The organism is Streptomyces sp. NPDC001450 (assembly GCF_053597295.1).
In genome coordinates, this window is the sequence record NZ_JBSFHY010000003.1 from 88,968 (window position 1) to 101,359 (window position 12,392).

Annotated in this window: 13 protein-coding genes and 3 pseudogenes; 11 read left to right on the forward strand and 5 right to left on the reverse strand. The window is 72.8% G+C overall.

The genetic code is table 11. From position 1 onward, the window contains the following. Positions 1-19: 19 nt before the first annotated feature. Complete coding sequence (locus ACWC5O_RS03855; RefSeq protein WP_450584762.1) at positions 20-1,804, reverse strand: LuxR family transcriptional regulator AbsR2; 1,785 nt, start codon at positions 1,802-1,804, stop codon at positions 20-22. Positions 1,805-2,059: 255 nt separating this feature from the next. Between ACWC5O_RS03855 and ACWC5O_RS03860 the strand changes: the two genes are divergently transcribed. Continuing rightward, positions 2,060-2,668: a DUF7691 family protein gene (locus ACWC5O_RS03860; RefSeq protein ID WP_450584764.1), complete on the forward strand. Its 609-nt coding sequence runs from the start codon at positions 2,060-2,062 to the stop codon at positions 2,666-2,668. 94 nt (positions 2,669-2,762) lie between these two features. Here the strand turns inward: ACWC5O_RS03860 and ACWC5O_RS03865 are convergent. After that, positions 2,763-2,930, reverse strand: a pseudogene (locus ACWC5O_RS03865) (F420-dependent methylene-tetrahydromethanopterin reductase); the annotation flags it as partial. A gap of 110 nt (positions 2,931-3,040) precedes the next feature. On the opposite strand from ACWC5O_RS03865, the gene ACWC5O_RS03870 reads away from it, so the two are divergent. Beyond that, entirely contained in the window at positions 3,041-3,517 is a 477-nt protein-coding gene (locus tag ACWC5O_RS03870) for a hypothetical protein (RefSeq protein WP_450584765.1), read from the forward strand. Between the two features lie 105 nt (positions 3,518-3,622). On the opposite strand, the pseudogene ACWC5O_RS03875 reads toward ACWC5O_RS03870, so the two are convergent. The 3 genes and pseudogenes from ACWC5O_RS03875 to ACWC5O_RS03885 form a co-directional block, all read right to left on the reverse strand. Beyond that, positions 3,623-4,054: pseudogene (locus ACWC5O_RS03875) on the reverse strand (DUF2267 domain-containing protein); the annotation flags it as partial. Positions 4,055-4,122: 68 nt separating this feature from the next. After that, positions 4,123-4,518, reverse strand: coding sequence for a DUF2267 domain-containing protein (locus ACWC5O_RS03880; RefSeq protein ID WP_450584766.1), 396 nt, complete (start codon positions 4,516-4,518; stop codon positions 4,123-4,125). A gap of 100 nt (positions 4,519-4,618) precedes the next feature. Further along, positions 4,619-5,050, reverse strand: a complete 432-nt coding sequence (locus ACWC5O_RS03885; RefSeq protein WP_450584768.1) for an Hsp20/alpha crystallin family protein — start codon at positions 5,048-5,050, stop codon at positions 4,619-4,621. A 127-nt stretch (positions 5,051-5,177) separates the two neighbouring features. Here ACWC5O_RS03885 and ACWC5O_RS03890 point away from each other — a divergent pair, with 127 nt between their 5' ends. The 9 genes and pseudogenes from ACWC5O_RS03890 to ACWC5O_RS03930 form a co-directional block, all read left to right on the forward strand. Continuing rightward, positions 5,178-5,810: a type III effector protein gene (locus ACWC5O_RS03890; protein ID WP_450584769.1), complete on the forward strand. Its 633-nt coding sequence runs from the start codon at positions 5,178-5,180 to the stop codon at positions 5,808-5,810. Positions 5,811-5,835: 25 nt separating this feature from the next. Beyond that, positions 5,836-6,111, forward strand: coding sequence for a DUF4158 domain-containing protein (locus ACWC5O_RS03895; RefSeq protein ID WP_450584771.1), 276 nt, complete (start codon positions 5,836-5,838; stop codon positions 6,109-6,111). A 146-nt stretch (positions 6,112-6,257) separates the two neighbouring features. Then, a complete protein-coding gene (locus tag ACWC5O_RS03900) occupies positions 6,258-7,436 on the forward strand; it encodes an NAD(P)/FAD-dependent oxidoreductase (RefSeq protein ID WP_450584773.1) in 1,179 nt (392 codons plus the stop codon). Then, the gene (locus ACWC5O_RS03905; RefSeq protein ID WP_450584775.1) at positions 7,433-7,735 is read left to right on the forward strand and encodes a (2Fe-2S)-binding protein; all 303 of its coding nucleotides are present in this window, start codon (positions 7,433-7,435) and stop codon (positions 7,733-7,735) included. The genes ACWC5O_RS03900 and ACWC5O_RS03905 overlap by 4 nt, the downstream gene beginning before the upstream one ends. Further along, complete coding sequence (locus ACWC5O_RS03910) at positions 7,728-9,125, forward strand: FAD/NAD(P)-dependent oxidoreductase (RefSeq protein WP_450584776.1); 1,398 nt, start codon at positions 7,728-7,730, stop codon at positions 9,123-9,125. Before ACWC5O_RS03905 ends, ACWC5O_RS03910 begins: the two co-directional genes overlap by 8 nt. An 88-nt stretch (positions 9,126-9,213) precedes the next feature. Continuing rightward, positions 9,214-10,110 carry a dihydrodipicolinate synthase family protein gene (locus ACWC5O_RS03915; protein WP_450584777.1) on the forward strand — a complete coding sequence of 299 codons (897 nt, stop codon included), beginning with the start codon at positions 9,214-9,216 and terminating at the stop codon, positions 10,108-10,110. A gap of 48 nt (positions 10,111-10,158) precedes the next feature. Continuing rightward, on the forward strand, positions 10,159-11,160 hold the full coding sequence (locus ACWC5O_RS03920; RefSeq protein WP_450584779.1) for a proline racemase family protein: 1,002 nt from the start codon (positions 10,159-10,161) through the stop codon (positions 11,158-11,160). Positions 11,161-11,177: 17 nt separating this feature from the next. Beyond that, on the forward strand, positions 11,178-11,876 hold the full coding sequence (locus ACWC5O_RS03925; RefSeq protein WP_450584781.1) for a GntR family transcriptional regulator: 699 nt from the start codon (positions 11,178-11,180) through the stop codon (positions 11,874-11,876). A 220-nt stretch (positions 11,877-12,096) separates the two neighbouring features. Then, positions 12,097-12,323: pseudogene (locus tag ACWC5O_RS03930) on the forward strand (IS5/IS1182 family transposase); the annotation flags it as partial. Positions 12,324-12,392: the final 69 nt, after the last annotated feature.

The following is a 12,392-nucleotide window of genomic DNA, read 5'->3' on the forward strand; positions in this document are numbered from 1 at the left end:
CGGTACGCGGTGATGCCGCTCAGGCGGGTTCGGCCTCCGGCAGGTCCGTGAGCCACGGCAGGGCCCCACGGTCGCTGGCGCCGAGCCTGGCGTACGCACTGTACAGATGGTTGCCGACGGTCCGGACGGACAGCGTCAGCTTCTCGGCGATCTGCCGGTTGCTCAGTCCGGCCGCCGCGAGGGTGACGATCTGCCGTTGCCGTACGGTGAGTTCGCCGAGGGCGAGTCCGGACAGCGCCGGGGTGCGGGCGCCCTGGCAGCGGCGGGCCAGCGCGACCGCCCGGGTCCGGGAGAGGCGGGCGGCTCGCGGGTCACGGTGGGCGCGTACCGCCTGGGCGTGCGCCTCGGCCGCGAACAGCAGGAAGCCACGCCCCTCGAGCGCCTCGGCGACCCGGTCCAGCGCGGGCCCGTCACCCCGGGCGAGCGCCTCGGCGTGCCGGGCGAACACCCCGTCGTCCGGCAGCCGCCCTGCGACCCGCTCGGGCGCGCCGAGGCGGACGGCGTCGTAGCGGGCGAACACATCGTCCCCGGCGGTTGTGGCCAGGGCGGTCTCGATGTCACCGCGGGCCGCCGCCGCCCACGCGCCGGCTCCCGTCATCTCCCCCAACTGGCCGGCGATTAAGTCGAGTTCCGTGACGCAGTCGGCGTCGTCCGGCGCCGCCCGGAGCCCTTCCCGCGCCCACGCCGCCGCCTCCCGCAGTTCCCCGCGCAGCCGGGCGTACCGGGCTCGTACGACCGCGTACCCGGCCGGGACGGGCAGCCCCTCGGACAGCAGCCAGTCCCCCACCGGGGTGGGTACGGCCCGCACGTCCTGCAGCTCCAACCCGCGCTCCAGTGAAGCCTGTTCGGCCTCCAGTGCCGGACCGCACCGGTCCGGTGACGGGGCCAGCCGCCGGGCCCGCAGCCGGCCGGCGGTGGCACGCAGGGCCGGGCCGTGCAGGGGGTGGGCAAGGGTGACGGAGCCGTTGTCGTCGACGTCGATCAGGCCGTTCGACTCCAGACGTTCGAGGACGTCAAGGTCGAGCTCGTCCAGGGCGAGCGGCAGGGGTTCGGCGAAGGCGAGCCGGTCGAGCGCCTCGCGCTCGTCGGTGTCGGGCCGCTCCAGGGCGGGGGCCAGGCGGTCGCGGACACTCGCGGTGACCGGGACCGGTCCGCGCCACGCCCAGGCGTCGCTGCCCGGGACCCGGGCCAGCCCGCCGGACTGGCGCAGCGCCCCCAGCAGGTCACGCAGCAGCCGCAGATCGCCCCGGCACATCCGGTGCAGCCGTCCCATGGTGAGCGGTTCCAGACCGGCCGTGGCGAGCAGTTGGGCGGTGTCCTCGCGGGGCAGCGGCTCCAGGGTCAGGCGGGGCAGCAGTTCCCCCGTCCACAGCCGGGACACCGCGCCGGGTGCCGGCACGTCGTCCGTGGCGGTCACGGCCAGGCGGGTGCGTCCGTGCACGGCGAGCTGGTGGACGAGCGCGGCGGAGGCCTCGTCGAGCAGCTGGGCGTCGTCGACGACGAGGAGCCGTACGCCGGACAGGAGGTGCACCGCTCGGTGCAGCGAGACGGTGTCGGGCAGCAGGTGCGCGAAGGCGGCGAAGCGCAGTCCGCGGGTCTCGGGCGTCCCGGTCACCCGGGCGCGGTCCGTGCCCCGGACCGCCTCCGTGATCAGCCGGGTCTTGCCGCAGCCCACCGGACCGGTCACCACGATGCCGGACCGTCCGGCCGCCAACGACCTGCGTACCAGATCCAGTTCGTCCTCGCGGCCGGTGAACGGCCAGGGCAGTTCGAGAGTCTTCGCGTCCTGCTCGTAAATCGTCACGCAAACTGGAGCGTGACTACTCAGGTTTGATACAGGGCGACTTGAGTAGCCCCTGACTCAGGCGTCGGCCCTCTGGGGACGGCACTCTGTCAGTCCAGGCCACAGTCCGGCACCGGGGGAGCGGGTCGAGGGACGTCGCCTTCGGGGGAGGGAGACGTCCCTCGACCACGCCGATACGCCGTTCGCCTCTCCGGCGAACGGCGTCTGCGGCTGCTCCGGAACCGTGATGTCAGTGGTGGCCGATAGGTTCGTGGCATGAGTTCAGGACTGAGCGTGTATCTGCTGGACGTCGCCGCGACACGGGCCCTGGTCGGTTCGGGTGACGACCAGCTTCTCCAGGTCGTCCGCGACAACTTCGGCGACGAACTCGCCCGCGACGACGACTACTTCCGGTACCAGATCGAGCGGGGCGCCCCCACCGCGTACGAGGCGCTGCGGGCCGTCGTGCACGGCGGCCCCTTCAGCGAGGACAAGGAACACGCCTTCCAGTACGGCTACGCCTACCGACGGCTCTGCGAGCTGACCGGCTCCTTCCTGCCCAACGACTGCTTCATGCCGTTCCGGGGCGACTGGCTGTCGATGGTGGACGAGGGCCTCGCCGCGCTGCGCGTCACCGCCGTGTCCGTGGAGTCCTTCAGCTACTCCGACCTGCCCGATCCGCTGCCGTACACATACATCCCGGGATGCGGTGAGTGGACACCCGGGCAGATAGCCCGGGCGCTGGAGCAGTTCGAGGCCACCAAGGCGGCCGGCCACGCTCCCCCGCTCGAACCCGAGGTCGTCGAGGCCGTCATGCAGTGCCTGGACTGGATGCGTCACGCGGAGTCCCGGCCCGGGTTCGGCGTCATCGGGTTCTGCTCCTGACCGGCCTCACGAGGCCACCCGCTCGGCCGGGAAGCCGGCGTCGGGGTGGGCCAGGCTGCGGGGGTCGCGCAGGGTGGTGCCCTCACAGGCGGACGTCGGTGTCGCCGAGGGCGAAGGTCGCGGCCGGCCGGCTGAGCAACTGGTCGGGCCGGCGGCTGTACTTGGCGAGACGTCCCTTGACATCCGTGCAGAGCGCCTGGCCCTCCTTGAGGGTGGAGTACCGGCTGAAGATCGCGTCCGCGCTCGACGCGGCGAACGGTCGGTGACGGCGGCCGGCGCGGCCAGCACGGTGAGGGTGTCGGGGCGCTGCTGGAGCAGGCCGCCGAACAAACCCGCGAGTGCCGGCAGTGACCTTCTGCCATTCTGCTTGCCATGTCCGCACGAAATCGAAGACTGCCCCGGAACCGTGCGTGGCCCCTGACCACCACCGACATCAACGAGTGTCTCGGCCCTTACCTGAGCCGCGTCACGGACCTGCGGTTCCTCACGGGGCATGACAGCGGGACCATCGTCCTGGGAGCGGCATGGGTCGCTCCGAACCCCCGTAACTACGGCCGCGGCATCCACCCGGACATGGTCGGCTTCCGCGTAGACGTCCACCCGGTCGATGCCACTGATCGTGCTGCCGCCCGCGCTGTTCTACGAGCGCATGCCCTCCCGCAACTCCACGAATGGATCAGCCAGGCGAGCGCTGCCGACGAAACCTGGCAATCGACTGACCACCAGCACTACTGGCGGCTCACCGACGGCCACCTCACGCACCGCGACGGTACGCCCGCCCGCCCCGGTGTCGACGCGGTCGCACGGCACGTCGCTGAGCGGGACCCCGCCGCACGTCGCCGGACGTGACACCCCTCATCTGCGGCTGGCGACGGCGGTCACCTCGCGCGCCCCGGAGCTCGGGGCGGACACCGACGCGGCGGTCGCGCCCGCCCCGAGCGCGCACGTCGTCCACGCGGCGGGGGTGAGTTCGGCGCGGCCGAACAGCAGCGCGTAGCCGGAGGGGAGCTGGCGCAGGATGCGGGTCAGGAGGTCGGGGCCGGCGTAGGCCGCGACGGCGGAGAAGACGGATCCGGTGTCCCAGCGGGTGGTGGCCAGGGAGACGCTGGTGCGAGCGGCGAGGTCTTTGACGAAGGCCCAGCCGGTCAGCGGCTGGATGTCGGGGACCTGTTCGGTAAGGACGCGTGCGGCTTCGAGGGGCAGGCGGGCGGCCAGTTCGACGCGTTCGTCGCCGGTCAGCTGTCTTCCCAGTCCGGCGAGGACGAGGCGGACGGCTTCCTCGGCCTTCTCACGGGTGGGGTAGGCGCCGTCGTAGCGGACCTTCTCCAGCATCTGCTCGTACGCCAGCCCGTCGGGCTGCTGGAGAGGTGCGCTCTGGTCGGACATCACTGCGGTGGTTGCCTTTCTGTCACCAGGGTCGTGGTGGCCGGTGTGCGGTCACCGGAGGTGGGTGGTCAGGTGGGCTGTGGACGGCCGAAGAGGAGGTCGTAGCCTGCGGGGAGCTGGAGCAGGATCTCCTTGAGGAGGTCGTCACCGGCGGCGTCGGCGGCCGTGGAGAGGACGGCGCTGACGTCCCAGGCCGCGGTCTGTTCGGTGGCCCCTTCGATCCAGGCCGCGGTCGCCCGGACGAACCGCTCCGGGGACAGCGGCTCGGCGCTCTGCAGTGGGTTGAGCAGGATCAGGGCGAAGTCTTCCGGCAGACGCGCCGCCAACCGGGCGCGCACCTCGCCGACCAGATGCGCGCCCAGCAGGGCGAGCACCACGCGGGCCGCGCGTTCGGCTTCCTGCGGGGTGCCGTACTCGGCGCGTTCCTTCACGTGGTCGAGGAATGCTTCCCGTCGCACAGTCACGTCGGCCGCCACCCTTCTTCGGTCCACGGGGCGCGGAGGACGGGCGAGGGGGAGATCAGGTACCCGTCCTCCGCCGCTGGTCAGCTCTCGTCTGTCCGGCTCAGCTGGAGATCTCCTTGCGGCCGGTTCCGACGCCGATGGCGATCTTGCGGGGCTTGGCGCGCTCGGCGATCGGGATGCGCAGCGTGAGCACGCCGGCCTCGTAGTCGGCCTGGATGTGCTCGGTGTCCAGCGTGTCGGCGAGCACGATCTGGCGGGAGAAGACGCCCAGCGGCCGTTCCGACAGCTCCATCTGCACGTCGTCGGTCTTCGTCACGGGCCGACGCTCGGCCTTGACGGTCAGCATGTTCCGCTCGACGTCGATGTCGATCGCCTCGGCGGTGACGCCGGGGATGTCGAAGGCCACCACGTACTGGTCACCCTCGCGGTAGGCGTCCATCGGCATCGGCGACGGCCTCGACCAGGTGCCCGGGCCCATCAGCTGCTGTGCCAGCCGGTCCAGCTCACGGAAGGGGTCAGTGCGCATCAACATCGTGAAAACACCTCCAGCAGGTTCGGGCAGTTGCTGCCAATGCGCCTCACTGACACCGTTGTAGCATGTCATCCAATGGATGACAAACAAGGTGTCATCCATTGGATGACCACCTAAGGAGGTGCCCATGGCCCCGGCCGACCAGCCGGCATCGTCCAGCGCCGACACACAGAGCCCGGCGTCGTTCCTCGCCGCCGCGGCAGCCCTTCAAGCCATAGACGACGCCCTGCATGCCGCCCGGCAGGAGGTCCCCGGCACTGCCGGGACTCACGACGTCGGCCCGGAGCAGGCCCTGGCCTCTCTTCTGCTGCTGCGGCAGGTCCGCGAGCAGCTCGCCGGATGGGAGACCGGCCTGATCGAAACCGCCCGGGACGCGGGTGCCAGCTGGGCGGACCTCGCCCACCCCCTCGGCGTCGCCAGCCGCCAGGCCGCCGAACGCCGCTACCTGCGGGGCCGTCCCGGTCCCTCGGGAACCACTGGCGAACAACGCGTCCAGGCCACCCGCCAGGCCCGCGCCGCCGAACGCACCACCGCCACCTGGGCGCGCCGCAACGCGGCCGACCTGCGCCGCATCGCCGGCCAGATCACCGCCCTCACCGACCTGCCCCCCGCGGCCCGCCTCCCGCTCGGCCGGCTTCATGCGGCCCTCGCCCACGACGACCCCGCCGAGCTCATCCACCCCCTCAACGCCGCTCGCCCCCACCTGGCCACCACCCACCCCGACCTCGCCGCACAACTCGACACCCTCACACCCCCCTGAACCCACCCCACCGTTGCCCCAAGGCGTGCGCGAGACATCCCCCGCCGCCGTCCCTGACAGCTCGCCGGGTCCTTCCTGCTCGATCAGACCGCGCGCCGCAGGGCGATGGCCGCCCGGCGCGAGGAACGGGATCGGATGGGCCGTCCACCTTGGCACCATCCGCCACCTGGGCACCTTCCTGCGCAACCCCGAAGAGGTGCCCGGCGTGGTGGTCGCCTACGTCGCCGAGCAACTCGGGCCTGGATCGGCAACGAACGCCCTACCAGGCAGTTGGGCATCGTCCCCGCGGGCAAGCGCCTGACCAGGATTCCCTCCCCTGGAGGGTGTCGGAGGGTCGGTCCGCCGTCGTACGACGTCAAGGGGGCGTCCACGCCTGGGACTCCGGGCGGGTGACGAGGACGGTGCGGGGGACTCCTCACAGGGTGCGACATGTGACATAGTACTGCCGTGGCGAAGCGACTGACCTGCGATGTCGTGGTCGTCGGAGCCGGAATGGTGGGTGCGGCCTGTGCGCTGTACGCCGCGCGAGCCGGCCTCGACGTGGCGGTGGTGGACCGGGGCCCGGTGGCCGGCGGGACCACCGGCGCCGGCGAGGGCAACCTGCTGGTCTCCGACAAGGAGCCGGGCCCCGAACTGGAACTCGCCCTGCTGTCGGCCCGCTTGTGGGCGCAGCTGGCCGGGGAGCTGGGGGCGTCGGTCGAGTACGAGCCCAAGGGCGGTGTGGTGGTCGCCTCGACGCCCGGCGCACTCGATGCGCTGACGGACTTCGCCGTGGGCCAGCGCGCCGCCGGTGTCACGGCCGAGCCGGTCGGGGCGGCCGAACTCGGCGAGCTGGAGCCCCACCTGGCCCCCGGCATGGCGGGCGGTGTCCACTATCCGCAGGACGCGCAGGTCATGCCCGCGCTGGCCGCAGCCCACCTGATCCGCGCCTCCGGCGCCCGCCTGCACACTGGCCGGACCGTGACCGGGGTGCTGCGTACGCCGGACGGGTCGGTGCTCGGCGTCCGTACCGACCAGGGCGACATCCACGCCCCGGCGGTGGTGAACGCGGCCGGGACCTGGGGCGGCGACCTCGCCGCGCTGGCGGGTGTGCACCTGCCGGTCCTCCCCCGGCGCGGCTTCGTCCTGGTCACCGAACCGCTGCCGCGCGTGGTCCGGCACAAGGTCTACGCCGCGGACTACGTGGCGGACGTGGCGAGCGACTCGGCCGCGCTCCGGACCTCGCCGGTCGTCGAGGGTACGGCCGCCGGGCCGGTCCTGATCGGCGCCACTCGTGAACGGGTCGGCTTCGAGCGCTCGTTGTCCCTTCGGGCGGTACGGGCGCTGACGGCCGGGGCGATCGGACTGTTCCCCTTCCTGGAGCGGGTGTGTGCCCTGCGGACGTACGCGGGTTTCCGGCCCTACCTGCCCGACCACCTGCCGGCGATCGGCCCCGACCCCCGGGTGCCCGGGCTGTACCACGCCTGCGGACACGAGGGCGCGGGCATCGGACTGGCCACCGGCACCGGGCAGTTGATCGCCCAGGCACTGACCGGGAAGGCCCTGGACCTGAATCTCGCGCCCTTCCGTCCGGAACGTTTCGAGGCCGCCGCCACCCCTGGGACGAACGGAGACGACACGCCATGAATCCGAGGGAGTTGGCCCAGGCACGGCCGGGTGCCGCGTTCACCGTCACCTTGGACGGCCGGGCCGTCGAGGCACTGCCCGGCCAGACGGTCGCGGCCGCGCTGTGGGCGGCCGGCGTGACCTCCTGGCGCAGCACGCGCGGCGCGGGCCGGCCACGCGGGGTGTTCTGCGGGATCGGGGTGTGCTTCGACTGCCTGGTGACCGTCAACGGCCTCGCGAACCAACGGGCTTGCCTGGTCCCGGTACGGCCGGGCGATGTGATCCGCACGCAGCGGGGGACGGGGAGGGGCGATGACTGAGCGACCGCATCTCGTCGTCGTGGGGGCGGGCCCCGCGGGACTGGCCGGGGCGCTGGCCGCGGCCGCGCGCGGTGTGCGCGTGACCCTCCTCGACGCGGCCGAACAGGCGGGCGGGCAGTTCTACCGGCAGCCCGCCGCCGCACTCGGCGCCCGCCGCCCCCAGGCCCTGCACCACCAGTGGCGCACCTGGGAACGGCTGCGGGACGGACTCGACCGGCACATCGCCGCCGGGCGGGTCGCACATCTGACGGATCACCATGTCTGGTGCGCGGAAGGCGAGTCCGGGGCCTTTGCGGTGTACGCCCTGCGCGGTCCCGCGCAGGAGGAGGGTGTCGCCGTCCGCGCCGACGCCGTTCTGCTCGCCACCGGCGGCTACGAGCGGGTGCTGCCCTTCCCGGGCTGGACGCTCCCCGGTGTCGTCACCGCGGGCGGCGCGCAGGCCATGCTCAAGGGCGGCCTCGTGCTGCCGGGCCGTACGGCCGTGGTCGCGGGCACCGGGCCGCTGCTGCTGCCGGTGGCCACGGGACTCGCGGCGGCGGGCGCCCGCGTGGCCGCGCTGGTCGAGTCCGCCGACCCGAAGGCCCTGCTGCGACGGGCACCGGCACTGGCCGCGCAGCCCGGCAAGCTCGCCGAAGGCGCCTGGTACGCCGGCCAGTTGGTACGGCACAGGGTCCGCACCCTGCCCCGGCACACCGTGGTGGAGGCGCACGGCACCGACCGGCTGGAGGCGGTCACCGTCAGCGCGCTCGACCGGGACGGAGGACTCAGGCCCGGCAGTGCCCGCCGCATCCCCTGCGACACCCTCGCGGTGGGGCACGGCATGCTGCCGCACACCGACCTCGCCGAGACCCTCGGCTGCGCCCTGTCCGGTACGGACGTCCGCGTCGACGACGAGCAGCGCACCGACGTGCCGGGCGTCTGGGCGGCCGGGGAGAGCACCGGGATCGGCGGCGCCGCCCTCGCCCTCGCCGAGGGACACATCGCCGGCCGGTCCGTCGCCGCCCGGCTGCACGGCACCACGCCCGACCCACACCGATGGGCCGCGGCCGCCCGGGCCCGTACCCGGCTGCGGGAATTCTTCGCGGCGCTCGACGCGGTGTACGCCCCGCCTGCCGACTGGGCCGACCGGATCACGGACGACACGGTGGCGTGCCGCTGCGAGGAGGTCACCGCCGGGCAGGTCCGTACGGCCGTCCACACCCTCGGAGCCGGGGACCTGCGCACCGTGAAGCTGCTCACCCGGGCCGGGATGGGCTGGTGCCAGGGCCGGATGTGCGGGCCCGCGGTGGCCGGGCTGACCGGATGCCCGCTCACGCCCGGGCGCCGGCCGTTCGCCCGGCCGGTGCCGCTCGGGGTGCTGGCGGGACTGCCCGAGCCGGAGACCGACTGACCGGCGCATCGACCGACCGGCACCGAAGGCGTGCACACGCCCCCGGATATCAGTAATATGTCACACTCTATTGGATTGGGGACCACTCATGACCCTTCCGGAGAACCGCCCCTGGCGCGGTGTCCTCGTCGCCACCGCGCTCCCGCTGCGCGCCGACCTCTCGGTGGACTACGACAGGTACGCCGAGCACTGCGCCTGGCTGGTCGACAACGGCTGCGACGGCGTCGTACCGAACGGCTCCCTCGGCGAGTACCAGGTACTCACGCCCGAGGAGCGCGCCCGGGTGGTGGAGACCGCCGTGGCCGCGATCGGCGGCGCGCGGGTGATGCCGGGCGTCGCCGCGTACGGCTCCGCCGAGGCGCGGCGCTGGGCCGAGCTGGCGGCCGAGGCCGGCTGCGCGTCCGTGATGCTGCTGCCGCCCAATGCCTACCGCGCCGACGAACGGTCCGTACTCGCCCACTACGCGGAGGTCGCCAGGGCCGGCGTCCCGGTGGTGGCGTACAACAATCCCGTCGACACCAAGGTCGACCTCGTACCCGAACTCCTCGCCCGGCTGCACGGCGAGGGCCACATCCACGGCGTCAAGGAATTCTCCGGCGACGTCCGCCGCGCCTACCGGATCACCGAACTCGCCCCGGAGCTGGACCTGTTGATCGGCGCCGACGACGTCCTGCTGGAGCTGGCCGTGGCCGGCGCCAAGGGCTGGGTGGCCGGCTACCCCAACGCACTCCCCCGGGCCTCGGTCGAGCTGTACCGCGCCGCCGTGGCCGGGGACCTCACCACCGCGCTCCCCCTGTACCGGCAGCTGCACCCGCTGCTGCGCTGGGACTCGCGGGTGGAGTTCGTGCAGGCCATCAAGCTGTCCATGGACGTGGTCGGCCGCTACGGCGGCCCGGTGCGCCCACCCCGCGTCCCGCTGCTGCCCGAGCAGGAGGCAGTGGTCCGCGCGGCCACGGAAAAGGCGGCGGCCTCGGGACTCGCGTAAGCGCAGGACAGGAAGGAACCGAAACCGACCACGGGAAGGGAACCGGAGATGCGCAGCAAGCTCGTCCTGCACGCCGTCGACTCGCACACCGAGGGCATGCCGACCCGGGTGATCACCGGCGGGATCGGCACCGTACCCGGTGCGACGATGAACGAGCGGCGGCTGTATTTCCGTGAACACCGCGACCCCGTCAAGCAGTTGCTGATGAACGAGCCGCGCGGGCACTCCGCGATGAGCGGCGCGATCCTGCAGCCGCCGAGCCGCCCCGACTGCGACTGGGGCGTGATCTACATCGAGGTCTCGGGCTATCTGCCGATGTGCGGCCACGGCACGATCGGCGTGGCCACCGTGCTGGTCGAGACCGGCATGGTGGAGGTCGTGGAACCGGTGACGACCATCCGCCTGGACACCCCGGCAGGGGTCGTGGTCGCCGAGGTGGCGGTGGAGAACGGAGCGGCGACCGACGTCACGCTGCGCAACGTGCCGTCCTTCAGCGTCGGACTGGACCGCAAGGCGGTGCTCGCCGACGGGCGGACGGTGACGTACGACCTCGCCTACGGCGGCAACTTCTACGCCATCCTGCCCCTCGAGGAGTTCGGCCTGCCCTTCGACCGGGCCCGCAAGGACGACATCCTCGCCGCCGGGCTGGCACTGATGGAGGCGATCAACTCCGAGGAGGAGCCGGTCCACCCGGAGGACCCGTCCATCCACGGCTGCCACCACGTCCACCTCTACGCACCCGGTGCCACGGCCCGCCACTCCCGGCACGCGATGGCCATCCACCCCGGCTGGTTCGACCGCTCGCCCTGCGGCACGGGGACGAGCGCGCGCATGGCGCAACTCCACGCGCGCGGCGAACTTCCCCTGCACACCGAGTTCGTGAACGAGTCCTTCATCGGCACCCGGTTCACCGGCCGGCTGCTGGGCACGACCGAGGTCGCCGGCATCCCCGCCGTCCTGCCGAGCTTCACCGGCCGCGCCTGGATCACCGGCACGGCCCAGTACCTGCTCGACCCGGCCGACCCGTTCCCGGAGGGGTTCGTCCTCTAGCCACCGACTAGACTTCGATGATGCGTGACATGGCACAGAAACCGCAGGACGCGGACGCACCCGTACTCCCCCGGCTGGGCGGCCGGCGGAGCAGCTTCCGCGAGCGGGTCGCCGACGCGCTGCGGGCCGCGCTGATCGCGGGCGAACTGCGGCCGGGCGAGGTCTACTCGGCGCCGTCGCTCGCGACCCGCTTCGGCGTCTCGGCGACGCCGGTGCGGGAGGCGATGCTGGACCTGGCCAAGGAGGGCCTGGTCGACACGGTGCCCAACAAGGGCTTCCGGGTCACCGTCGTCTCCGACAAGCAGCTGGACGAGTACACGCACGTTCGCGCCCTCATCGAGGTCCCCACCGTGGTGGACCTGGCCCGCACGGCCGACCGGGTCTCCCTGGAGGCGCTGCGCCCGGCGGCCCGGGAGATCGTCGCCGCCGCGGCGGCGGGCGACCTGATCGCCTACGTCGAGGCCGACACCCGCTTCCACCTCGGCCTCCTCGCCCTGGCGGGCAACGCCCACCTGGTCGAGGTCGTCGCCGACCTGCGGAAGCGCTCCCGGCTCTACGGCCTCACCGCCCTGGTCGAGGCGGGCCGCCTGCTCGCCTCGGCCGAGGAGCACCTGGAACTCCTGGACGCACTGGTGGAGCGCGACGAGAAGGCCGTACAGGAGGTCATGACCCGGCATCTGGGGCATGTGCGCAGCTTGTGGGCGGCGCGGGACTAGGCAGTTTCGTCTGGATCGGCCGGTCGTCGGACCGGGTGTGCCGTTGACCGATGTGCAGTGGGCGGGGATCGAGCCGTTACTCCCGGACCGGATGCCGAAGCGGGGCGGCCGCTGACGGGATCACCGGGAGGTGATCGACGCGATCGCCTTCAAGTTCCAGACCGGAACCCAGTGGGTGCACGTGCCGGAGAAGTACGGCAACTGGCGAGGCGTCTGCAACCGGCTGCGCATGTGGGCCGTCGACGGTACCTGGGGGCGGGTGTTCACCGCGCTGATGGCCCAGGCCGACGCCGACGAGGACCTCGACTGGGCGGTCTCGGTGGACTCCACGATCGTGCGGGCCCACCAGCAGGCGGCCGGGCCTCGCAAAAGGGGGCCCCGGACGGCGAACCGGCCGACCACGCGATCGGCCGACCACGCGGCGGACTGACCACCAAGATCCACCTTGAGTGGCCCGTCGTCCGGGCCAGGGGGCGAACTCGGGCCGCCGCCGGCGTGCGTCTCCCGGAATCTGCC